The 21,987-nt window shown below is 63.5% G+C and carries 18 protein-coding genes; 9 read left to right on the top strand and 9 right to left on the bottom strand.

What is annotated here, in order from left to right:
* Positions 1 to 95: 95 nt before the first annotated feature.
* From DEVEQU_RS11065 to dps, 4 genes are all read right to left on the bottom strand, one after another.
* Entirely contained in the window at positions 96 to 1,523 is a 1,428-nt protein-coding gene (locus DEVEQU_RS11065) for a glutamate synthase subunit beta (protein WP_126150639.1), read from the bottom strand.
* 9 nt (positions 1,524 to 1,532) lie between these two features.
* Complete coding sequence (locus DEVEQU_RS11060; protein WP_329601462.1) at positions 1,533 to 2,135, bottom strand: glutathione S-transferase family protein; 603 nt, start codon at positions 2,133 to 2,135, stop codon at positions 1,533 to 1,535.
* Complete coding sequence (gene gltB, locus DEVEQU_RS11055; protein WP_126150638.1) at positions 2,135 to 6,865, bottom strand: glutamate synthase large subunit; 4,731 nt, start codon at positions 6,863 to 6,865, stop codon at positions 2,135 to 2,137. Before gltB ends, DEVEQU_RS11060 begins: the two co-directional genes overlap by 1 nt.
* Before the next feature lie 616 nt (positions 6,866 to 7,481).
* Positions 7,482 to 7,955 carry a DNA starvation/stationary phase protection protein Dps gene (gene dps, locus DEVEQU_RS11050; RefSeq protein ID WP_126150637.1) on the bottom strand — a complete coding sequence of 158 codons (474 nt, stop codon included), beginning with the start codon at positions 7,953 to 7,955 and terminating at the stop codon, positions 7,482 to 7,484.
* Between the two features lie 187 nt (positions 7,956 to 8,142).
* On the opposite strand from dps, the gene DEVEQU_RS11045 reads away from it, so the two are divergent.
* Positions 8,143 to 9,324 (top strand): alpha-hydroxy acid oxidase, encoded by a 1,182-nt coding sequence (locus tag DEVEQU_RS11045; RefSeq protein ID WP_206437830.1) that lies wholly within the window; start codon positions 8,143 to 8,145, stop codon positions 9,322 to 9,324.
* Positions 9,325 to 9,501: 177 nt separating this feature from the next.
* Here the strand turns inward: DEVEQU_RS11045 and DEVEQU_RS11040 are convergent, their stop codons facing one another.
* The 3 genes from DEVEQU_RS11040 to DEVEQU_RS11030 are packed head-to-tail and all read right to left on the bottom strand — an operon-like array spanning position 9,502 to position 11,219.
* Positions 9,502 to 10,290 (bottom strand): anti-sigma factor family protein, encoded by a 789-nt coding sequence (locus DEVEQU_RS11040; protein ID WP_126150636.1) that lies wholly within the window; start codon positions 10,288 to 10,290, stop codon positions 9,502 to 9,504.
* On the bottom strand, positions 10,287 to 10,793 hold the full coding sequence (locus DEVEQU_RS11035) for a sigma-70 family RNA polymerase sigma factor (protein ID WP_126150635.1): 507 nt from the start codon (positions 10,791 to 10,793) through the stop codon (positions 10,287 to 10,289). Before DEVEQU_RS11035 ends, DEVEQU_RS11040 begins: the two co-directional genes overlap by 4 nt.
* A 27-nt stretch (positions 10,794 to 10,820) precedes the next feature.
* Positions 10,821 to 11,219 (bottom strand): COG4315 family predicted lipoprotein, encoded by a 399-nt coding sequence (locus DEVEQU_RS11030; RefSeq protein WP_126150634.1) that lies wholly within the window; start codon positions 11,217 to 11,219, stop codon positions 10,821 to 10,823.
* 249 nt (positions 11,220 to 11,468) lie between these two features.
* On the opposite strand from DEVEQU_RS11030, the gene DEVEQU_RS11025 reads away from it, so the two are divergent.
* On the top strand, positions 11,469 to 12,569 hold the full coding sequence (locus DEVEQU_RS11025) for a TRAP transporter substrate-binding protein (protein WP_126150633.1): 1,101 nt from the start codon (positions 11,469 to 11,471) through the stop codon (positions 12,567 to 12,569).
* Between the two features lie 351 nt (positions 12,570 to 12,920).
* Here DEVEQU_RS11025 and DEVEQU_RS11020 read toward each other — a convergent pair whose 3' ends face one another.
* Positions 12,921 to 14,312, bottom strand: a complete 1,392-nt coding sequence (locus DEVEQU_RS11020; RefSeq protein ID WP_126150632.1) for a TRAP transporter large permease — start codon at positions 14,310 to 14,312, stop codon at positions 12,921 to 12,923.
* Entirely contained in the window at positions 14,312 to 14,890 is a 579-nt protein-coding gene (locus tag DEVEQU_RS11015; protein WP_126150631.1) for a TRAP transporter small permease subunit, read from the bottom strand. The genes DEVEQU_RS11020 and DEVEQU_RS11015 overlap by 1 nt, the downstream gene beginning before the upstream one ends.
* Before the next feature lie 219 nt (positions 14,891 to 15,109).
* Between DEVEQU_RS11015 and DEVEQU_RS11010 the strand changes: the two genes are divergently transcribed.
* From DEVEQU_RS11010 to DEVEQU_RS10980, 7 genes are all read left to right on the top strand, one after another.
* The gene (locus DEVEQU_RS11010) at positions 15,110 to 16,054 is read left to right on the top strand and encodes a carbohydrate kinase family protein (RefSeq protein WP_164550355.1); all 945 of its coding nucleotides are present in this window, start codon (positions 15,110 to 15,112) and stop codon (positions 16,052 to 16,054) included.
* A 117-nt stretch (positions 16,055 to 16,171) separates the two neighbouring features.
* Entirely contained in the window at positions 16,172 to 17,191 is a 1,020-nt protein-coding gene (locus DEVEQU_RS11005) for an ABC transporter substrate-binding protein (RefSeq protein ID WP_126150629.1), read from the top strand.
* Entirely contained in the window at positions 17,188 to 18,222 is a 1,035-nt protein-coding gene (locus tag DEVEQU_RS11000; protein ID WP_386849554.1) for a FecCD family ABC transporter permease, read from the top strand. The genes DEVEQU_RS11005 and DEVEQU_RS11000 overlap by 4 nt, the downstream gene beginning before the upstream one ends.
* A complete protein-coding gene (locus DEVEQU_RS10995) occupies positions 18,219 to 18,983 on the top strand; it encodes an ABC transporter ATP-binding protein (RefSeq protein ID WP_126150628.1) in 765 nt (254 codons plus the stop codon). The genes DEVEQU_RS11000 and DEVEQU_RS10995 overlap by 4 nt, the downstream gene beginning before the upstream one ends.
* Positions 18,984 to 19,135: 152 nt before the next feature.
* The gene (locus DEVEQU_RS10990) at positions 19,136 to 20,065 is read left to right on the top strand and encodes an ABC transporter permease (protein WP_126150627.1); all 930 of its coding nucleotides are present in this window, start codon (positions 19,136 to 19,138) and stop codon (positions 20,063 to 20,065) included.
* Complete coding sequence (locus DEVEQU_RS10985) at positions 20,062 to 21,234, top strand: ABC transporter permease (protein WP_206437829.1); 1,173 nt, start codon at positions 20,062 to 20,064, stop codon at positions 21,232 to 21,234. The genes DEVEQU_RS10990 and DEVEQU_RS10985 overlap by 4 nt, the downstream gene beginning before the upstream one ends.
* Positions 21,231 to 21,987 (top strand): ABC transporter ATP-binding protein (locus tag DEVEQU_RS10980; RefSeq protein WP_164550354.1); only part of this gene is annotated, 757 nt, incomplete at its 3' end. The genes DEVEQU_RS10985 and DEVEQU_RS10980, both read left to right, overlap by 4 nt.

Below are 21,987 nucleotides of genomic sequence, written 5' to 3'. Positions count from 1 at the left end.
ACTTGACCTAATTTCGAGCCCTATTCCGCTTCCCCCAAACAAATGGGCCTCCCCCGATCCGGGAGAGGCCCATTGGTCTGCTTCAAAACCTCGCGTCAGCGCGGCAGGTCGGTCTTGCCCATCAGGTCGTTGTCGATGGCACGGGCGGCCTGGCGGCCTTCGCGGATGGCCCAGACCACCAGTGACTGCCCCCGGCGCATATCGCCGGCAGCATAGACCTTGTCGACCGAGGTCTTGTAGGTGAACGTATCGGCAAAGAGATTGCCACGCTTGTCGAGATCGGCACCGAGCTCGCTCAGCATGCCGTCCTGAAGCGGACCGGCAAAACCGATGGCGAAGAGCACGAGATCGGCCTTGATGACGAACTCGCTGCCCTCGATGGGCTGGCGCTTGCGATCGACCCTGGCGCATTCCACCCCGGTCACATGACCCTTGGCATTGCCGAGGATCTTCATGGTGCCGGCGGAGAATTCACGGATGGCGCCTTCGGCCTGGCTGGACGAGGTGCGCATCTTGACCGCCCAGTTGGGCCAGTTGGTCAGCTTGTTCTCGAGCTCGGGCGGCATGGGGCGCACGTCGAGTTGGGTCACCGCAATGGCGCCCTGACGGAACGATGTGCCGACGCAGTCCGAGGCGGTATCACCGCCGCCCACCACCACGACATGCTTGCCGGCGGCAGAAAGCTGGAACTCGCCCGACACATCCTCACCACCGACGCGGCGGTTCTGCTGGATCAGGAATGGCATGGCGTAATGCACGCCATCAAAGCTATTGCCCTCGACATCGACGGCGCGCGGCTTTTCCGCCCCACCGGCCAGCAGCACGGCATCATGCTCGGCCTGCAGCGTGGAGAGCGGCGTGGTGACCCCGACATTGACGCCATAGTGGAAGGTGACGCCTTCGGCTTCCATCTGCGAGACGCGGAAGTCGATATGGTCCTTTTCCATCTTGAAGTCGGGAATGCCATAGCGCAGCAGGCCACCGGCCTTGGGCTCGCGCTCATAGACATGCACGTCATGGCCGGCGCGCGCCAATTGCTGCGCCGCAGCCAGGCCCGCCGGGCCGGAGCCGATAACGGCAACGCGCTTGCCAGTCTTGTGCGCCGGCACCTGCGGCTTGACCCAGCCTGACTTGATGGCCTTGTCGGCAATGGCCTGCTCGACGGTCTTGATGGCGACCGGCACGTCCTCGAGGTTCAGCGTGCAGGCTTCCTCGCAGGGCGCTGGGCAGATGCGGCCGGTGAATTCGGGGAAGTTATTGGTCGAGTGCAGATTGCGCGCCGCTTCTTCCCAGTCATTGTTGTAGACGAGGTCGTTCCAGTCCGGGATCTGGTTGTGCACGGGGCAACCAGTATCGCCATGACAGAAGGGCACGCCGCAATCCATGCAGCGGGCGGCCTGGTCCACCACCTGCGCTTCGCGCAACGGAATGGTGAATTCGCCAAAGTGACGAATGCGGTCCGAAGCCGGCTGATAGCGCGGTTCCTCACGATCGATTTCGAGAAAGCCTGTAACCTTACCCATGCTTTCCTCCTAGTTTTCCGTCCGGAAGGACGGCAGTCCAAGTTCTTGTTCCGAGGCTTTTATCCAGGCCAGCACTGCCGGGCGCTTGGCAAGATCGAAGCCTCCCTGTGGCGCCTGGCGCGTATAGGCGAGCAAGGCGATATCGGCGATCGTCATGGTCTCGCCCACCAGCCATTTTCGACCCGTCAGCGCCTGTTCCATCAGGTCGAGCGCCTTGTTTCCCCTGGCCACAAGGCCCGGGTCGAGATCGGCAACAGCCTGCCCATCATAGACGACGCGGGCCCGCGCCACCGCCACGGTCGGCTCGTGACTATACTGTTCCCAGAACAGCCACTCGTCCACCTTGGCCGCGAGATACGGGTCGGCTGGCAGGAAACGCGTCCCCTGCGCCAGATAGCGCAGGATAGCGTTGGACTGGGCCAGCGGCCGGCCATCCTCCAGCACCACCACCGGCATCTGCCCGGCAGGGTTGAGCTTGAGGAAGTCCGGCGTCTGCGTCGCACCGGAGCGCGACGCAATCTCATGCAGAACGAAGGGCCGGCCGGTGGCGTCGGCGATGTACTTGACCTTGAGGACGTTGCCCGAGCCAAGGTTGCCGTAAAGCTGCATCATCACTCTGCCGCCGCCACGGCGCCCGAAGCGCGCTTCTTTTCCATCTCGAGGATGGCGCGGCGATATTCGACCGGCATGACCTTGACGAATTTGGGCCGCATCTCGACCCAGTTTTCAAGGATGTGCTTGGCCTTGCTCGAGCCGGTATAGTGCAGGTGATTGCTGATCAGCTGGTGCAGGCGCTCATCGTCATGCTTGGTCATGTCGCCCGAAATGTCGACACGGCCATGCCATTCGAGGTCCCCACCATGGTGGTGGAGCTTCTGCATCAGCTCTTCTTCTTCCTGCACCGGTTCGAGATCGACCATGGCCAGGTTGCAGCGCGACCGGAAGGTCCCGTCTTCATCCAGCACATAGGCGACGCCGCCGCTCATGCCCGCCGCAAAATTGCGACCGGTCTGGCCGATGACCACGACAAGGCCCCCGGTCATGTATTCGCAGCCATGATCGCCCGTGCCCTCGACCACGGCGATGGCGCCCGAATTGCGCACGGCGAAGCGTTCCCCGGCAATGCCGCGGAAGTAGCATTCACCGGCAATGGCGCCATAGAGCACGGTATTGCCGACGATGATCGACCGATTGGGATCGAACCCGACCGTGTCCGAGGGACGCACCACGATGCGGCCACCCGAAAGCCCCTTGCCCACATAGTCATTGGCGTCGCCGATCATGTCGATCGAGATGCCCTTGGCCAGGAACGCGCCAAACGCCTGTCCGGCCGTGCCGCGCAGGGTGATGGCAATGGTGTCGTCGGGCAGGCCCTCATGGCCATATTTCTTGGCCAAGGCACCTGACAGCATGGCACCGGCCGAGCGGTCGCGGCTGCGAATGGGCAGCTCGAACTGCACCGGGGTGCCGTTTTCCAGCGCCGGGGCCGCGAGTTCGACCAGCTTGCGGTCGAGCACGCTTTCCAGGTGATGGTCCTGCCTCTCGGAGTGATAGAGCGTATCACCACCCAGCGGCTCGGGCTTGTAGAACACCTTGGCGAGGTCGATGCCCTGGCCCTTCCAGTGATCGTCGAGCTTCCGCTGATCGAGGAGGTCCGAACGGCCGATGATCTCGTTGAGGGTGCGGGCACCCAGCGATGCCATCAGGCCACGCAGTTCCTCGGCGATGAAGAAGAAATAGTTGATGACATGCTCGGGCGTACCCTTGAAGCGCTTGCGCAGCACCGGGTCCTGGGTGGCGACGCCAACCGGGCAGGTGTTGAGATGGCACTTGCGCATCATGATGCAGCCCGCCGCGATCAGCGGCGCCGTCGAAAAGCCAAATTCGTCGGCACCGAGCAGCGCGCCGATCAGCACGTCACGGCCGGTCTTGAGACCGCCATCGACCTGCAGCTTTACGCGCGACCTGAGCCTGTTGAGCACCAGCGTCTGGTGGGTTTCGGCCAGGCCGATTTCCCACGGGCCGCCGGCATGCTTGAGCGAGGTCAGGGGCGAAGCGCCGGTGCCGCCGTCATAGCCCGAGATGGTGATGTGATCGGCGCGCGCCTTGGCGACGCCGGCCGCAACCGTGCCGACACCGACTTCCGACACCAGCTTGACCGAGATATCGGCCTGCTCATTGACGTTCTTGAGATCGTAGATCAGCTGCGCCAGATCTTCGATCGAATAGATGTCGTGGTGCGGCGGGGGCGAAATCAGGCCCACGCCGGGCGTCGAGTGACGGGTCTTGGCGACGATCCAGTCGACCTTGTGGCCAGGCAGCTGACCGCCTTCGCCGGGCTTGGCACCCTGCGCGACCTTGATCTGGATCTGGTCGGAATTGACCAGATATTCGGTGGTGACGCCGAAGCGGCCGGAAGCGACCTGCTTGATGGCCGAGCGCAGCGGATTGCGCGAGCCGTCGGGCAGGGGCTTATAGCGATCGGGCTCCTCACCGCCTTCGCCGGTATTGGACTTGCCGCCGATCCGGTTCATGGCAATGGCCAGCGTCGTATGCGCCTCTCGGGAGATCGAGCCGAAGCTCATCGCGCCGGTGACGAAACGCTTGACGATGTCGGCGGCCGGCTCGACCTCCTCCAGCGCCACGGCCGGGCCGATGGGGCGGATGTCGAACAGGTGGCGAATGGCGAGATAACCGTTCTCGCCCGAATTCACCCGCGCCGCAAAGCTGTTATAGCGGTCCTGGGCATTTTCCGGGCTTTCTTCGAAAGTGCGCACGGCATGCTGCAGATCGGCCACCACATCGGGCGACCAGGCATGCTTTTCGCCACGAATGCGGTAGGCATATTCGCCGCCGACATCGAGCTGCTTGCGCAGCACGGCATCATCGCCGAAGGCCAGGTTGTGGCGGCGCACGGTTTCCTCGGCCACTTCCTTGAGACCCACACCTTCGATCGTGGTGGCAGTGCCGAAGAAGTACTTGTTGACGAAGTCCGAGGAGAGCCCCACCGCATCGAAGATCTGCGCGCCGCAATAGGACTGGTAGGTCGAAATGCCCATCTTGGACATGACCTTGAGCAGGCCCTTACCGACGCTCTTGATATAGCGGTAGACGACCTCGTCGGCCGACACTTCCTCGGGATAATTGCCCTCGGCATGCAGCGACTGCAGTGCCTCGAAGGCGAGATAGGGGTTGATCGCTTCGGCGCCATAGCCGGCCAGCATCGCGAAATGGTGGATTTCGCGGGCTTCACCGGTTTCGACCACCAGACCCGTCGAGGTACGCAAGCCCTTGCGGATCAGATGGTGATGCACGGCGGCCAGCGCCAGGAGCGTCGGGATATCCAGCCGGTCCGCCGCCACCAGCCGGTCGGAGAGGATGATGATATTGTATTCGCCCCGCACCGCTTCCTCGGCGGCCTGGCACAGCGCCTCGATCGCCGCTTCCATCCCCTCGGCGCCGTGTTCGGCCGGATAGGTGATGTCGAGCGTCTTGGTCTTGAACTGGTTGCTCTCGATGTCGCCGATGCCGCGGATCTTTTCGAGATCCTCATTGGTCAGGATCGGCTGGCGCACTTCCAGCCTCTTGACCGTCGAGAGGCCCTCGAGATCGAACAGGTTCGGCCGCGGCCCGATGAAGGAGACCAGGCTCATCACCGATTCCTCGCGGATCGGATCGATGGGCGGGTTGGTCACCTGCGCGAAGTTCTGCTTGAAATAGGTATAGAGCAGCTTGGCCTTGTCCGAGAGCGCCGAGATCGGCGTATCGGTGCCCATCGAGCCCACGGCTTCCTGGCCGGTGGTGGCCATGGGTGCCATCAACAGCTTGATGTCTTCCTGCGTATAGGCAAAGGCCTGCAACCGGTCGAGCAGCGCTTCGGTGGCTTCGGGCGCACGCGGCGGCACGGCTGGCAGGTCTTCCAGCACGATCTGCGTGCGGGCCAGCCAGTCGGCATAGGGGTTGGCGGTCGCCAGCGTCGCCTTGATCTCGTCGTCGGAGATGATGCGGCCCTGTTCGAGATCGATCAGCAGCATGCGGCCGGGCTGCAGGCGCCAGCGCTCGACAATGTCCTCGTCCGGGATGTTGAGCACACCCGATTCCGAGGCCAGCACCACATGGCCTTCCTTGGTGACAAGATAGCGCGCCGGACGCAGGCCATTGCGGTCGAGCGTGGCCACGACATAGCGACCATCGCTGAGCGACATGGCGGCCGGACCGTCCCAGGGCTCCATCAGCGAGGCATGGTACTGGTAGAAGGCGCGACGCTTTTCATCCATCAGCGGATTGCCGGCCCAGGCTTCCGGGATCAGCATCATCGCCGCATGCGGCAGCGGATAGCCGCCACGCACGAGGAATTCGAGCGCGTTGTCGAAGCAGGCGGTGTCGGACTGGCCCTCATAGGAGATCGGCCAGATCTTGGAAATATCCTCGCCGAAATAGCGCGAATGCACCGAGGCCTGCCGCGCCGCCATCCAGTTGACGTTGCCACGGATGGTGTTGATCTCACCATTGTGGGTGGTCATGCGATAGGGATGGGCCAGCTTCCAGGAGGGGAAAGTATTGGTCGAGAAGCGCTGGTGCACCAGCGCAATGGCGCTTTCGAAATCGGCATCGTGCAGGTCATGGTAGAAGCTGCCCAGCTGATCGGCCAGGAACATGCCCTTATAGACCAGGGTCCGCGCCGACATGGAGACGACGTAAAAGCCGTTATCTCCATCGCTCTCGGGCACTTCCTTATAAACTGTGTTGGAGATCACCTTGCGCACGATCAACAGCTTGCGCTCGAACTCGTCGAGCGTCAGGCCCTCGGGGCGGGCGATGATCATCTGCTCGATCACCGGCTGGGTGGCGATCACCCCCCGGCTGAGCTTGCCATTATTGGTGGGCACGATGCGCTCGCCCAGCAGAGCGAGGCCCTCCTGGCTGAGGCAACGCCGCACCACATCGGCGCAGCGGTCGCGCAGGCCTTCAATATTGGGATAAAAGATCATGACCACGGCGTAGTGGTGCTTTTCGGGCAGATCGAAGGGCAACACCTTCTTGAAGAAGGCGTGCGGGGTCTGCACCAGAATGCCGGCGCCATCGCCCATCAGCGGGTCGGCACCCACCGCACCGCGATGCTCGAGGTTCTCGAGAATCTCGAGACCCTTCTCGACCACTTCGTGGCTGGCCAGGTTCTTGATATTGGCGATCATGCCGATGCCGCAGGCATCGTGTTCGTTGGCGGGGTTATAAAGACCCTGCGCCGCCGGGCGGCCGGTGACACGCTTGCCATTGAGAATGAGGGTTTTGCTGGCGACTGGTTCCGTCTCGGCGGAAAGTCCGGTCCGTTCGTGTGCCATGGCTCAACCTCGTTCTGTTCGGCGCCCTCGCAGGGGGCAATTAAAGTCGCGTGCGCATCCTGTTGCTGCCGGTTCACCGGCTCTCGGATGCATCCTTTCCTCTGGCGGTCAGCAATCCAAGCGGGTCGTACTGTTTTCGTACGGCTCGGGTGAGCGCTTCAGCCATTTTAACGGGGAGCGGCACTGCATCCAAATGGCCGCTCATAATTCGGGCTCTGAGCCCCGCCTGTTCGTTTCCATTCTCGACGAATGGTCCAGCCGAACCAGCGTGCGCGCTGGCCGCGGAGAGCGGGGCGACGCGTCAGATAGGACAGAATAGCTGCCCTAACCAGGGCACATTTGCATAGTTCCAAACTGCGAGCAAGCGCCAAAGTTGGACTTTGTGGAAAATCTATAGGAAAGGCAGGAAATAGCTATAGGAAAAATAGGACTTCGTGGCAGAGATTTACGCCATTCTGCATAAATTCTGCGCATCATGCACGAAAATTAGGCTGAACTCCTACTTTCGTGCGCATTGGCTGCGATATTTCCTACAAACCTAAAAAGCAGGCATAGGACAGCAGCGCACATAGGAGCGGCGGGGACGCCACCAGGCACCCCCGACCCAACATAGATTCTATTCGAGATGCGACTTGATGAACCACAGATTCTTGTCGAGCTCGCGCGAAAAGGCGGTGAGGATATCGGCGGCATCGGCATCGCCGGCCTCATCGGTGGTGTCGATATCCTCGCGCACCTGATTGGCAAGGGCCGCATAGCGTTCGGCCAGCGCCGCCAGATGCTCGGTGCTCTTGCGGATATCGGTGGGATAGGCGGCGAGTTTGGTCGCCTTGGCCACCACCTGGCTAGTGCCCAGCGCAATGCCGTCGAGCTGGGCAATGCGCTCGGCGATGATGTCGACATGGTTGTCGATGGCGGCGCGCATCGGATCGAGCATTTCGTGCACGGCGATGAAATTGGGACCCTTGAGGTTCCAATGCGCCTGCTTGGTGATCAGCGCCAGGTCGATGGCATCGGCGAGGCGCGCATTAAGAACCTCGATCACTGCGGACTTGGCATTGGCTTTGATATCGATGGACGGGGTTTTCATGGGACTTTGTCCTGACGCTGGTTGAAAAGGCGGGCGAGCTGCCCGTCCCTCTTTCAACTGGCGCACGGCCGGATGCGTTCCGTCCCCGCACCCCGCATTTTGCTCACCTCAGCCCTGCTCTCAACTCACATTGACGACTAACATGTTAGTTGCTAGGGCAGACAGACCATCAGCCGGAGTGCCGAAAATGCCCGCCATCGACAAGGTCCTGACCGTCGCGGAAATGCAGCGCCTGGCGCGCCGGCGCGTCCCCAAGATGTTCTTTGAATATGCCGATAGCGGCTCCTATACCGAGAGCACCTATCGCGACAACGAAAGCGACTTCCAGAAGATCCTGCTCAACCAGCGCGTGGCGGTGAACCTCGAAGGTCGCAATCTCAAGGTCGACATGCTGGGCAAGTCAATCACCATGCCGGTGGCCATCGCCCCGGCGGCGACGGGCGGCATGCAGACCGCCGACGGTGAGATCAAGGCAGCGCGCGCCGCCCACAAATTCGGCATTCCCTTCACCCTCTCCACCATGAGTGTCTGCTCCATCGAGGACGTGGCCGAGAACACCGACGCTCCCTTCTGGTTCCAGCTCTATGTCATGCGCGACCGCGACTTCATCAATCGCCTGATCGATCGCGCCAAGGCCGCGAAGTGCTCGGCCCTGGTCCTCACCATGGACCTGCAGATCCTGGGCCAGCGCCACAAGGACATCAAGAACGGCCTCTCCACCCCGCCCAAGATCACCCCCTATTCGGTCTGGCAGATGATGCAGCATCCGCTCTGGTGCCTACGCATGCTCGGCACCCAGCGCCACACCTTCCGCAATATCGTCGGCCATGTGAGCGGTGATCACGACCTGGCTTCGCTCTCCTCCTGGACCGCCAGCCAGTTCGACCCCACCCTCAACTGGGGCGACGTGCGCTGGATCAAGGAGCGCTTCGGCGGCCCGGTCATCGTCAAGGGCGTGCTCGATGCCGACGATGCAGAGGCTGCAATCGACAATGGCGCCGACGCCATCGTCGTCTCCAACCATGGCGGCCGCCAGCTCGATGGCGCGCCCTCCACCATTCGCGTCCTGCCCGAAATCGTTGACCGGGTCGGCCACAAGACCGAGGTCTATCTCGATAGCGGCATCCGCTCCGGCCAGGACGTGCTCAAGGCCATCGCCTATGGCGCCAAATCCACCTTCATCGGCCGCCCCATGCTCTATGGTCTGGGTGCCGGCGGCGAGGCCGGCGTCACCCGCGTCCTCGAAATCATCCGCAAGGAACTTGACACCACCATGGCGCTCTGCGGCGAGCGCGACATCCTCAATGTCGGCCGGCACAACATCTATTCCAATGACCTGCCGGCACGGAATGCGCCGGTACGGGGATAGGGCCTGCGTCTCTGGTTATCCCCCGATCGTCATTGCCCGGCTTGACCGGGCAATCCAGCGGCACGGTATCTTGTGGACCACCGGGTCGAGCCCGGTGGTGACGATGGGGCGGGCTGCATCTTGGATGCCCCCCTACCCGGCGCCGCGCCCCCACCCCTCCGCCAAAGGGAGAGGTTTTCAGAGATCGCGGTAGCCGCGCTGGCTTTGGCCGGGGCTCAACTGCGCCGCCACGCTGGTCAGCACCGCCTGCATCGCCTCGGGCGATTGCGGCCCCACCAGGGTGCAGGTGAAGATATCGTCGGCCCAATAGACAGCCGTATCGACGCCGAACCGCACTGTATCCAGCGCCGGCCCGCCCACCCCGTTCGATGGTGTTATATAAAGCGTCAGCCGCTCGCCCGCGGCGTCCTCATACATCAGTTGCGCCGCCCGTCCGCCCGCCACTTCCGGCGCCGGCAGCAGCCGCCCACCCAGAAAACTCAGCCCCTCTGCCGAAAGATCGGGCATGGCCAGCTTGCTGGCCAGCCGGTTTGACAGCCAGTTGGACAAATGCTCGCTGTCGCTGCCCGAAACCTCCACCGCATGGCGCTGCTCGGCCACATAGACGGTGTGAGCACTGACGGCATTGGCGATCAGCCGGTCGTAAAGCGCCGGCGCCTCGCCGCTCGGCCGCAGCATCCAGCCGGCGGCAATGCCGACGCCCAGCACAGCGACGATCATGGCGGCACGCCCCACCGCCTGCACCCGCTGCCGATTGCGCACCAGCGCCAGCCGATGCGGATCGAGCCGCGCCGGCACCGGCTCGGCCGCGGCAGGCGCAAAAAGCGTGCGGATGGCGTCGGCCTGCCGTTGCAGGGCGGCAATCTCGATCATGGCGGCGGCATCGGCCTCCACCGCCGCGCGCCCTGCGGTATCGAGTTCGTTGTCTATATAGGCCATCAGCCGGTCGCGATCGGGCGTACTCATTTGACCGTCCTCAAATGCGGCTCGGCCGGCGTGCCGGTCATGGTCCTGAGGCTGGCACGGGCACGGCCCAACCGGCTCATCAGCGTGCCCGTGGGGATGCCCAGAATGGCGGCGGCTTCGGCATAGGCAAGGCCTTCGAGAGTCACGAGCAGCAAGGCTTCCTTTTGATCGAGTGGCAGGGTGTCGATGGCGCGCGCCAGCTCCGCCAGCGCCATATGGCCGGGCTGCGGGGCCGGGATTGCCGGTTCAGCCACCGCATCGAGATCGAGCACGGTGCCCTGCCGTCGCGCCTCGCGCCGGCTGTTGCGATGCAAATTGGTGAGAATGGTGAAGAGCCAGGGGCGCAGCGGCCCACGTGGCTGGAACAGCCCACGTCGGCCGATGGCGCGCTCCAGGCAATCCTGCACGAGGTCGTCGGCGCGGTCGATATCGCGGGTGAGCGCCCGCGCATACCGGCGCAGGGCCGGTACATTGGCTTCGAGCTCATCAAGAAAATCGACCACGCCGAACGGTCCTGGAACGTCTACGCCTTATTCGACCGCAAGATGCCAGACGCCACCCACGCCGTCACCCTTGACGTCGCCGGCAGCCGCATCCTCATACCAATAGTAAAGTGGCCAGCCCTTATACGCCCACATCTTGGTGCCATCGTCGCGGGTCACGACGGTGAAATCGCCTTCGGGGGCGGCATTGTCGTCGGCGAAGAGCGGCGGCCACTTGGCGGCGCAATCATCATTGCACACGCTCTTGCCGTCACCCTTGGTGTCCTTGTCGAAGGTGTAAAGGCTCATGCCATTGGCGTCGGTCAGCACCATCTTGCCACCGATATCGGTGGATTTGACCTGCCCGCCGAGAAAGTCTGCGGCAAAGGCTGGCACGGCGAACAGCGCGAGCGCCGCGGCGCCGGCGAGAAGCGAACGGAACTGCATTTCAGTGTCTCCTTGTGTGGGAAGCCGCCTGCGCGCGCTTCACCAGTATCAACACCACAGCCCGAGCTTTCATCCCGCAGCGACGAAATAATTCCTGTGCTGGTGCGGACCGGTAAAAAGTCGAGGCGAACAAACAAGATGCTGGACAGCAGCCGCCACGATTGCTTTCTTGATCGGGACCAGCGTGTCCCAGGGAGAGGGAGCCGCGCTGCATGCGTCGCCCGGCGGCGCATTTTCAGGAGGAAATGAATGAAAAGACGCGAATTCTTCAAGCAGGCTTCGGTGGCCACCATCGGCGCGGCGGCAGCCACCACTCTGGCCGCACCCGCCATTGCCCAGGGCAATATCACCTGGCGCATGGTCACCACCTGGCCCAAGAATTTCCCGGGCCTGGGGGTCGGCGCCCAGAACCTCGCCGACCGCATCACCCGCGCCTCCGGTGGCCGACTGACCGTGCAGCTCTACGCCGCCGGTGAAATGGTTCCGGGTCTGCAGGCGCTCGATGCCGTGATCGACGGCTCCGCCGAAATGAGCCACGGCACCCCCTATTACTGGCAGAACAAGAGCCAGGGCCTCAGCTTCTTCACCGGCGTGCCCTATGGCATGACCAGCCGCGAGCTCACCGCTTGGGTGCGCTATCTGGGCGGGCAGGAACTCTGGGACAAGATCTACGACCAGTTCGGCCTGCAAGGTTTCCTCTCGGGCGACACCGGCACCCAGGCCGGCGGCTGGTTCCGCAACGAATTGACCGGCGTTGCCGATATCCAGGGCCTGCGCTTCCGTACCCCGGGCCTGGGCGGCCAGGTCTGGGCCAAGCTCGGCGCATCCGTCACCAACCTGGCCGCCGGCGAAATTTTTGCCGCCCTGCAGTCCGGTACGCTCGACGCCGCCGAATTCGTCGGCCCCTATAACGACCTGGCGCTCGGCTTCTATCAGATCGCCAAGAACTACTACTTCCCCAGCTTCGTCGAGCCGGGCCTGGCAACCGAAATCGTCGTCGACAAGGCTAAGTTCCAGGCGCTGCCCGAAGACCTGCAGGAAATCGTCAAGATGTGCGCCCAGGCCTCCTATGACGACGTGGCCTCCGACATGTATGCCAACGATCCCCGCGCCCTCAACGCGCTGGTCACCGAGCACGGCGTCAATGTGCGGCAATTCCCCGAGGAAATTCTCGAGGCCGGCGCCAAGGCGTCGATGGAACTGATCGCCGAAATCCGCGACGGCGGCGACGCCCTCACCAAGGAAGTGGCCGAAAGCTTCGTCACCGCCTTCAACCTGCTGCGCCAGCGCACCGAAGGCACCGACATGCCCTTCCTTGCCGCCCGCGAAAAATACATCAAATACGAGTAATCCCGGCCCGCCGGCATACCCCAATCCCGCGGTTACCACCGCGGGGTTTTTGTTTGGTTGGGTTTCGGCGCCTGCAGCAAACCACCATGCCGCCTCGCCAACTCTTGCCCTTTCTACCATCACCGGCCGCCACCCTCGGGCCCGACCCCGGGGGTGCTTCACTTGCCCGTCTTGGCAACGGTCGAGCATACAATGATCAGGGGATCTCTGGGTTTGGGCACGGAGGCTGGGCCGCACCATGCGGATGGGGCTGCTGAACGATCCCGGCACGCCCATGTTGGCCCCTGCCCCAAAACAAAAAACCGGCGGATCGCTCCGCCGGTCTTTTGTTCTTCGGCGCCGAAGCCGTGCTCAGCCATAGATCATCTTGGGCAGCCAGGTGATCAGGTCCGGGAACATGAACAGCAAGACCAGCGCCACGAGCTGCAGGATCACGAAGGGCACCGCCCCGCGATAGATCATGCCGGTCGAGACGCTTCTGGGCGCCACGCCGCGCAGATAGAACAGCGAAAAGCCGAAGGGCGGCGTCAAAAAGCTGGTCTGCAGGTTCACGCCCACCATCACCCCCAGCCAGATCGGGTTCACGTCCAGCGCCAGCAGCACCGGGGCGGTGATCGGAATGACGATGAAGATGATCTCGAACGTATCCAGGATGAAGCCGAGCAGGAACATGATCAGCATGACGATGATCAGCGCGCCAACGGCACCGCCCGGCATGGAGGAGAGGAATTCGTGCACGAGATTGTCGCCGCCCATCATGCGGAAGACGATGGAGAACACCGCCGCGCCGAACAGGATGATGAACACCATCGAGGTGATCGTCGCCGTCGAGATCACCGCCTGCTTGAGCACGCCGAAATCGAGCCGGCGGCGGAGCAGCGCCAGGATCAGTGCACCGATCGAGCCCACCGATGCCGCCTCCGTCGGCGTGGCGACGCCGGCCAGGATCGAGCCCAGCACCGCCACGATCAACAGCAGCGGCGGCACCAGCGCCGTTACAATCTCCCGCGCCAGATGCTGCTTTTCTGCCTCCGGCACCGGCGTCGCCGGGCAGGATTTGGGATCGGTGATCGCCTTGAAGATGATGTAGAGAATATAGAGCCCCACCAGCAGCAGGCCCGGAATGATGGCGCCGGCAAACAGCGCCCCGACCGAAACCGGCTCCGGCGCGAAATTGCCCTTCGACATCTGCACCTGGGCATTGATGCCCGAAAGCATGTCGCCCATGAAGATGAGAACGGTGGAGGGCGGAATGATCTGCCCCAGCGTGCCCGAGGCGCAGATGACGCCGGTGGCGAGTTTGGGATCATAGCCGGCACGCAGCATGGCCGGCAGCGAGATCAGCCCCATGGTGACCACGGTGGCGCCGACCACGCCGGTCGATGCCGCCAGCAGCGCCCCCACCACCACCACCGAAAGCCCCAGTCCGCCGCGCAGATTGCCGAACAGCTTGCCCATGGTCAGCAGCAATTGCTCGGCAATGCCCGAGCGCTCCAGCACCACGCCCATGAAGATGAAGAGCGGTACCGCCACCAGCACTTCATTGGTCATCAGCCCGATATAGCGTCCGGCCAAGGAGCCGAAATTTGACGGGTCATAGACGCCCAGCCACATGCCGACCAGTCCGAAGATCAGCGCCGTGCCGGCCAGCGAAAACGCCACCGGAAAGCCCAGCATCAACACGCCGATAATGCCGAAAAACATCAGCGCGGCGAGAATTTCCCCAATAAGGACGGGATCCATCAGGCAGTTCCTCCGGCCGCTTGCGGCTTTTCCTCATCGGTTTCGTAGCGCAGATCGGGCGGCAACAGCGCCTCGCGCCCGGCCAGCACCAGGATGGAGCGGGCGGCCATGGCGAGGCCCTGCAGGCCGACCAGCACGGCGAATACCAGGATGAAGGTCTTGAGGATGAACAGTCCCGGCATACCCCCGATATTGGACGAGGCCTCATAAAAGCCCCAGGAGCGCCTGACGGCCGGGAAAGTATAGGTCCACACCACGACCATGAACGGGATCAGGAACAGCACCACCCCGATCAGGTCGGAAATAGCCCGGCGCCGCACAGAGGCGGGGCGATAGAAGATGTCGACGCGCACATGGTCGTTGCGCAGCAGTGCGAAGCCGGCCACCCCGGTGAACATGGCACCGGCCAGCCACACATAGAGATCCTGCATCCACAGGGTCGAGCTGTGAAAGAAATAGCGTTGCACCACGACGCTGAAACAGACGAACACGCACGCCAGTGCGAGCCAAGACAAGACCTGGCCCACAAGCCAGTTGATGGCGCTGATCACCCGGACCAGCGCAGCGAGCCCTTGCAATTGAGAGCCTCCCTTCTTCCCTCGGACGCCATCCCTCTCCCCGAGACGGCAATCCACTGGACCGATTGAACATTATCCGTTCGGTGGGTCAACGCTTAACTCCGCATGACCCGGCCGATTTCGGCCGGGATCGGCCCTCTGGCAACCCATCGCGACGGGCTGGAAACTCATGCGACTAAAGTGCTATGGCAGCACCGACACACTTTAGGGGAAGAGACCATGTTCGTTGTCGGCGGTGAGAGCCTGATTGATCTGGTGCCGGTCTCGGCAGCGCCCGGCGCCGAGCGCGTCGCCCATGCTGGCGGCTCCCCGTTCAACTGCGCCATTGCGCTGGCCAAGCTGGGCAATGACACCGGCTTTCTCTGCCCTATCAGCCAGGACGAGCACGGCGACCTCCTGCTCGCACCCCTGGCCGAAGCCAAGGTGTCGGTGCTGCTAACCGAGCGCGTCGCCGCCCCGACCACCAAGGCCATAGTCAGTTTCAATGACAAGATGCAGGCCTCCTACGTCTTCGAGCGTGGTGCCGACCGCGCCTTCACCCGCGACGGCCTGCTTAGGGCCCTGCCGCAATCCATTGCCCTCTACCAGGTCGGCGGCTTCTGCCCGATCCTCGAGGAAGACGCCCTGGTCTGGCTGGACATTGTCCGCGCCGCCATCGGCCGGGGCGCCACCATCTCCTTTGACATCAATGTCCGCGACAAGCTGGTCGATGACGAGGACGGCTATCGCCGCCGCCTGTCGCAATTTCTCGATCTCGCCCATCTGATCAAGCTTTCCGAGGAAGACCACGCCTGGCTGGCGCCCGAGCTCAGCATCGAGGATTACGCTGCAAAATTGCTCGACCGGCCCAACTGCGAGCTGGTCGTCGTCACCTTGGGCGAACACGGCTCGCGCGCCTTTTCGCGTCGGGCCGAAGCCAGGGCCGCCATCTATGCGCCGCCGGTTTTCGGCGACACGGTGGGCGCCGGCGACAGCCTTATGGCGGGCATCCTCACCTGGCTCTCCGAAACCGGCGCGCTCAAGCCCGGCGCCCTGGGCCAGCTCGATGCCGAAGCCCTTGCCACCACGCTACGCTTCGGCGCCGTCGTCGCCGGCCTCAATTGCGGCAAGAAAGGTTGCCAGCCCCCCAGCCGCGCCGAGGTCGACACCATCCTCGCCGCCTGAGTATCCGCCGGGTCTTCGGCCAGCATAACATGACATATGCAGTCTTGTTTTACGCCACACCCCGGCGTAGAAGGCGCACGCGCGCCCTCCTCGCAAAACGCTTTCCAAGGCCATCTCATGTTTCCTATCAAGTCCGGCGCCGCGCTGCTCAGTCTCGTTCTGGCGCTGGGAACAGTTCCCGCCTTTGCCGCCTCGACCAGCTATCCCCTGACGCTGGACAATTGCGGCGTCTCCGTCACCTTCGACAAGGCACCCGAACGCGCCGTCGCCCTGGGGCAGAACAGCGCCGAGATCATGCTGCTGCTCGGGCTTGAAGACCACATGGTGGCCACCGCCTTCTGGCCGAGCAAGGTGCTGCCCGAGCTCGAAGCGGCCAATGCCAAGGTCAAGCTCCTTACCGTCGAACAGCCCAGCCTCGAGGCGGTGCTGGCCGAAAGCCCCGACTTCGTGGCCGCGCAATTGCCATTGCTGCTTGGCCCGGAGAGCAAGGTGATCAAGCGCGAGGACCTCGAGACGCTCGGCATCCCCGGCTATCTCTCTCCCGGCGTCTGCACCACCCGCCAGGATACCAAGGATGTCTATGGCAGCCGCGATGCGCTGTGGAACATGGATCTGCTCTACCAGGAAATCGACGAGCTCTCCCGGATCTTCGACGTGGCCGATCGCGGCCAGGCGCTGATCGCCGATTTCAAGGCCCGCGAAGCCGCCCTGCGCGCGCGCGTCGGCACGGCCAACCAGGACCTCTCCTTCGTCTTCTGGTTCTCCAGCCCCAGCCCCGCCGATGACGCCTATCTCGGCGGCAAGAACGGTGCATCCGGGTTCATTGCCGACCTCTTGGGTGGCCACAATGCCATCACCACCGAGGCCGAATGGCCCACCATGGGCTGGGAAGGCATCATGGCCACCAATCCCGATGTCATCGTGGTCGCCGATCTCGATCGCAATCGCTGGGAGCTCGACAAGCCTGCCAACAAGATTGCCTTCCTCAAGTCTGACCCGGCCGTCAGCCAGCTCGACGCGGTCAAGAACGACCATATCGTGGTTATGGACGGCCAGGCGATGAACCCCACTATCCGCACCCTCTATGGCGCAGAGCAGGTGGCCGCCCAGCTCGAGAAGCCCGGTCTCATCCAGTGATCTGGCACGACAGGCTTGCGGGAGCCGGGCTTGGCCTGTTGCTCCTGCTCTCCAGCCTCCTGCTGGTGCTGGCCATTGCCGCCGGCACCGGCATCGGCGAGATGTCGATCCCGCTCGATGTCACCTTTGCCGCATTCACCAATCGGCTGGGCTGGACCGCCATTGCCCTGCCGCCCATCCAGGAAAGCGTCATCTGGGACTATCGGCTCAGCCGCGCATTGGTCGCCGCCTGCTGCGGCGCCGGCCTCGCGCTCAGCGGAGCGGTGCTGCAATCGCTGTTGCGCAATGCCCTGGCGGAGCCCTATGTGCTGGGCATTTCCGCCGGCGCCTCCACCGGGGCCGTGGCCATCGTCATTCTCGGGGTCGGGGCGGGCACGCTCACCCTCTCCGCCGGCGCCTTTGCCGGCGCATTCGCCGCCTTCCTCTTCGTCGCCCTGCTCTCCAATGGCGCGCGCGGGGGGGCGGGCAAGACCATCCTTGCCGGTGTGGCCGCCTCGCAATTGTTCAATGCCCTCACCTCCTATGTCGTCACCACGTCGGGCAATGCCCAGCAGGCCCGCGACGTCATGTTCTGGCTTCTGGGCAGCTTTGGCGGCGTGCGCTGGCCCGAATTCTACCTCGTGGCCGCCGTGGTGGGCCTCTGCTTCCTCGTCTGCCTCTATTTCGCCCGCGCGCTCGACGCCTTCGCCTTCGGCGACGACGCCGCCGCCTCGCTCGGGATACCAGTAGGCGCGGTGCGGTTCGGGCTGTTTGGCGTCACCGCGCTGATGACCGCCACCATCGTCTCCATGGTCGGCTCGATCGGCTTTGTCGGCCTCGTCGTGCCTCATGCCGCCCGCTTCATCGTCGGCCCCAACCACGCCCGTCTGCTGCCCACCTGCGTGGTTGCCGGTGGCATCTTCATGGTGCTTGCCGATATCGTCGCCCGCGTGGTCATGCCCCAGCAGGTGCTGCCCATCGGCGTGGTGACCGCACTTGTCGGCGTGCCGTTCTTCGCTATCATCCTCTACCGTTCCAAGGGGGCCGCATGACCATCGCGGCCAAGAACCTCTCCTGGTCCATCGGGCACAAGCGCATCGTCGACGATGTATCGCTGCAAGCCCAGCGTGGTGGCATGCTGGGCCTGTTGGGCCCCAATGGCTCGGGCAAGTCCTCGCTGCTGCGCCTGCTCGCCGGGCTGCGGCGCCCTGAGGCCGGCATGGTTACCCTCAATGGCCAGGACATCGGCCGCATCGGCCGCCGTGCTCTCGCCCGCCGCGTGGCTTTGGTCGAACAGCATGCCTCGACCGAGGCCAATGTGCGGGTGCTCGATGTGGTCCGGCTCGGCCGCATTCCCCACCGCGCCCCGCTTTCGGGCTGGACCAGGGCCGACGACCAGGCCGTGCGCGAAGCGCTTAGCCGCGTCGGCATGCTCGATCGGCAGCACCAGTTCTGGCACAGTCTTTCCGGCGGCGAGCGCCAACGCGTCCATATCGCCCGCGCCCTTGCCCAAACCCCGACCGAAATCCTGCTCGACGAGCCCACCAACCATCTCGACATCCAGCATCAGATGGAACTGCTGCAGCTGATTTCGGCGCTGCAGCTCACCAGCATCATCGCCCTGCACGATCTCAACCACGCCGCCCTGTTCTGCGACCAGCTGGTGGTGATGGAAAGGGGCCGCATCGTTGCCCGCGGCACTCCGGAAACCGTTCTCACGCAACAGCTTTTGCGCGATGTCTTCCGCGTCGATGCGCGCGTCGAGACCAGTCCGCACCACGGCAAGCCGCATATCCACATCCTGTCGGCCTGACCCGCGCCCCTTTTGCCTGCGTCAAACTGCGCAAAATTATTTTCCTATAACGCGGCGCGGTGGATTGATTGCCCGCCCATTTGCTGATGCATATGGGCGATGTGCTCCCCAGCGCCCGGCTATAAGCAAACCATTTCAAGCCAGACTTTCTGATGTACTCCTATATCCTGCGTCGCCTGGGCATGATGGCCGTGACTTTGTTCGCCATCATCACGCTCACTTTCTTCCTCATGCACGCTGTGCCGGGCGGGCCCTTCGTGTCTGAGCGCATGCTGGCGCCCGAAATTTCCGCGGCGCTCAATGCCAAATACGGCCTGGACCTGCCCATCTGGCAGCAATACCTCAACTATCTCGCCCGCATCCTCAGCTTTGATCTTGGCCCCTCGTTCAAATATCCGGGCGTCTCGATCAATTCGATGATCGCCGCCGGCCTGCCGGTGACGCTGCAGACCGGCCTTTTGGCCGTCATCTGCGTCGTCGCCGTCGGCGTGCCTTTGGGGATCACCGCCGCGCTCAACCGCAATCGCTGGCCCGATACGCTGGTCATGGCCATCGCCACGCTTGGCGTCGCCATCCCTTCCTATGTCATTGCCACGGTGGCGCTTTATGTCTTCGCCCTGCGGCTGGGCTGGGTGCCCACCTTCGGGCTCGACGACTGGCGCGGCTATATCCTGCCGGTCATTGCCCTCTCCGGCTTCTGGATTTCCTTCGTCTCGCGCCTGACGCGCTCCTCGCTGCTCGAAACGCTCGAGCAGGACTATATGACCACCGCCCGCGCCAAGGGCCTGAAACCCGGCCAGATCCTGATCAAGCACGGCTTGCGCAATTCGCTCCTGCCGGTGGTCACCGTGCTTGGCCCGGTGGTCGCCAATCTCGTCACCGGCTCCTTCGTCATCGAGCAGATTTTTGCCCTGCCCGGCATCGGCCGGCAATTCGTGCTCTCGATCACCAATCGCGACTACACCGCCATCATGGGCATCACCATCTTCTACGCCGCCATTCTCATGGTCATGATCCTCATCGTCGACCTGCTCTATGTCTGGCTCGATCCCCGCATCAAGCTCAGCAAGGCCGCCGCATGACCCAGATCGCTCCCGAGATGTGGGCCAAGCTGCCGGCAGACGCCACCCAGGCACCCCCGCCACCGCCCGCGCCCACCTATGGCCAGGAAGTGCGCCGGCGCCTTCTCGCAAACAAGCCGGCCATGGCCAGCATCGTCTTCATCGTCGCGCTGGTCATTGCCGCCTTTTTCGGTCCGGCCTTGTCCCCGCACACCTATTTCCGCCAGGACCTCAAGCTCTCAAATATCCCGCCTGTTTTCGAGACCTATGCGGTCACCAGCTCCACCGGCGAAACCACCCGCTTCTTCCTCAACGCCTCCAATTTCAACCTCTACGAGGTTGATAGCGAGGGCCACGTGCTCTCTCTGGTACGCGGCGAGCGTCGCGACATGATCAAGAAGAGCCAGGCTTTCGAGTTTGGCGACACCACCGTCACCCTCGACTATTCCAGCCTGCCGCCGCGCCTGCTGCTGGCAGACGGCAGCGAATTGCGCCCCTCCGGCTGGAGCTGGAACCGCACCTATATCTTCGGCACCGACCAGCTCGGGCGCGACATTCTCGTGCGCCAGCTCTATGGCGCGCAGATTTCGCTCACCGTCGCTTTTGTCGCCACCCTGGTGAACTTCTTTGTCGGCGTCTTCTATGGCGGCATTGCCGGCTATATGGGCGGCAAGGTGGATGCGGTGATGATGCGCTTTGTCGAAATCATCTCCACCATCCCGCTGACGCTCTATGTCGTGCTGCTGATGGTTGTGTTCGATAGCGGACTGCTCTCGATCATCATCGCCATCGGCTCGGTGTTCTGGGTCGATATGGCGCGCATCGTGCGCGGACAGATTCTCTCGCTCAAGAGCCAGGATTATGTCGCCGCCGCCCGCACCATGGGGGCTTCCCCGGCGCGCATCCTCACCCGCCACCTGCTGCCCAATTCCATCGGCCCCATCATCGTCACCCTGACCATGCTCATCCCCTCGGCCATCTTCATCGAGAGCTTCATGAGCTTTATCGGTCTCGGCGTCACCCCGCCGCTGGCCAGCTGGGGCTCGCTGACCTCCGAAGCCGTCGAGACACTGCGGGCCTATCCACATCAGCTCTTCTTCCCTGCCGCCGCGATTTCCCTGACCATGTTTGCCTTCAATTTCCTGGGGGATGGCCTGCGCGATGCCCTCGATCCGAGGTTGCGCGGATGACCCAGCCCATTCTTTCCGTCCGCGATCTCGCCACCTCCTTCTTCACCCGCCGCGGCGAAGTCCAGGCCGTGCGCGGCGTCAGCTTCGATGTCTTCCCCGGGGAAATGCTCGGCCTGGTCGGCGAGAGCGGCTCAGGCAAGTCGATCACCTGCATGTCGGTGCTGCGCCTGCTCAAGGCCGGTGGCCGCATCAAGGGCGGCACCGCCAGCTTCGAGGGCACCGATCTGCTGTCGCTCGACGAAAATGCCCTGAGCGAACTGCGCGGCAATCGCATCGGCGTCATCTTCCAGGACCCCATGACCTCGCTCAATCCCACGCTCAGCGTAGGCGAGCAGGTGATGGAAGCCATTCTGCGCCACCGCAAGGCCAGCCGCGCCGAGGCCCGCGCCCGCGCCATCGAACTGTTCGAACTGGTGCGCATCCCCTCGGCCGCCACGCGCCTCAAATCCTATCCGCACGAATTTTCCGGCGGCATGCGCCAGCGCGTCATGATCGCCATGGCTTTGGCCTGCGACCCCAAGCTCCTGATCGCCGACGAGCCGACCACCGCGCTCGACGTCACCATCCAGCGCCAGATCCTGTCCCTGCTCAAGGATTTGCAGCAGCGCCTGGGCATGTCGGTCATCCTCATCACCCACGATCTCGGCGTCATCGCCGAAGTGACCGACCGCGTCTTGGTGCTCTATGGCGGCCTGGTCATGGAAACCGCTCCGGTGCGCGATCTCTTTGCCCGCCCGGCCCATCCCTATACTG

The sequence above is a fragment of the Devosia equisanguinis genome (genome assembly GCF_900631955.1).
Classification (GTDB): Bacteria; Pseudomonadota; Alphaproteobacteria; order Rhizobiales; family Devosiaceae; genus Devosia; species Devosia equisanguinis.
The sequence above is the reverse complement of the archived record's forward strand: the minus strand, read 5'-3'. Positions and strand labels throughout refer to the sequence as shown.

Bases quoted from the DNA above. Each gene is read 5' to 3' on its own strand.
- DEVEQU_RS11040 (WP_126150636.1), bottom strand. From the start codon at position 10,290: ATGAGTACGCCCGATCGCGACCGGCTGATGGCCTATATAGACAACGAA.
- DEVEQU_RS10995 (WP_126150628.1), top strand. From the start codon at position 18,219: ATGACCATCGCGGCCAAGAACCTCTCCTGGTCCATCGGGCACAAGCGC.
- DEVEQU_RS11045 (WP_206437830.1), top strand. From the start codon at position 8,143: ATGCCCGCCATCGACAAGGTCCTGACCGTCGCGGAAATGCAGCGCCTG.
- DEVEQU_RS11005 (WP_126150629.1), top strand. From the start codon at position 16,172: ATGTTTCCTATCAAGTCCGGCGCCGCGCTGCTCAGTCTCGTTCTGGCG.
- DEVEQU_RS11025 (WP_126150633.1), top strand. From the start codon at position 11,469: ATGAAAAGACGCGAATTCTTCAAGCAGGCTTCGGTGGCCACCATCGGC.
- DEVEQU_RS11060 (WP_329601462.1), bottom strand. From the start codon at position 2,135: ATGATGCAGCTTTACGGCAACCTTGGCTCGGGCAACGTCCTCAAGGTC.
- DEVEQU_RS11020 (WP_126150632.1), bottom strand. From the start codon at position 14,312: ATGGATCCCGTCCTTATTGGGGAAATTCTCGCCGCGCTGATGTTTTTC.
- dps (WP_126150637.1), bottom strand. From the start codon at position 7,955: ATGAAAACCCCGTCCATCGATATCAAAGCCAATGCCAAGTCCGCAGTG.
- DEVEQU_RS11010 (WP_164550355.1), top strand. From the start codon at position 15,110: ATGTTCGTTGTCGGCGGTGAGAGCCTGATTGATCTGGTGCCGGTCTCG.
- gltB (WP_126150638.1), bottom strand. From the start codon at position 6,865: ATGGCACACGAACGGACCGGACTTTCCGCCGAGACGGAACCAGTCGCC.
- DEVEQU_RS11065 (WP_126150639.1), bottom strand. From the start codon at position 1,523: ATGGGTAAGGTTACAGGCTTTCTCGAAATCGATCGTGAGGAACCGCGC.
- DEVEQU_RS11030 (WP_126150634.1), bottom strand. From the start codon at position 11,219: ATGCAGTTCCGTTCGCTTCTCGCCGGCGCCGCGGCGCTCGCGCTGTTC.
- DEVEQU_RS10990 (WP_126150627.1), top strand. From the start codon at position 19,136: ATGTACTCCTATATCCTGCGTCGCCTGGGCATGATGGCCGTGACTTTG.
- DEVEQU_RS10985 (WP_206437829.1), top strand. From the start codon at position 20,062: ATGACCCAGATCGCTCCCGAGATGTGGGCCAAGCTGCCGGCAGACGCC.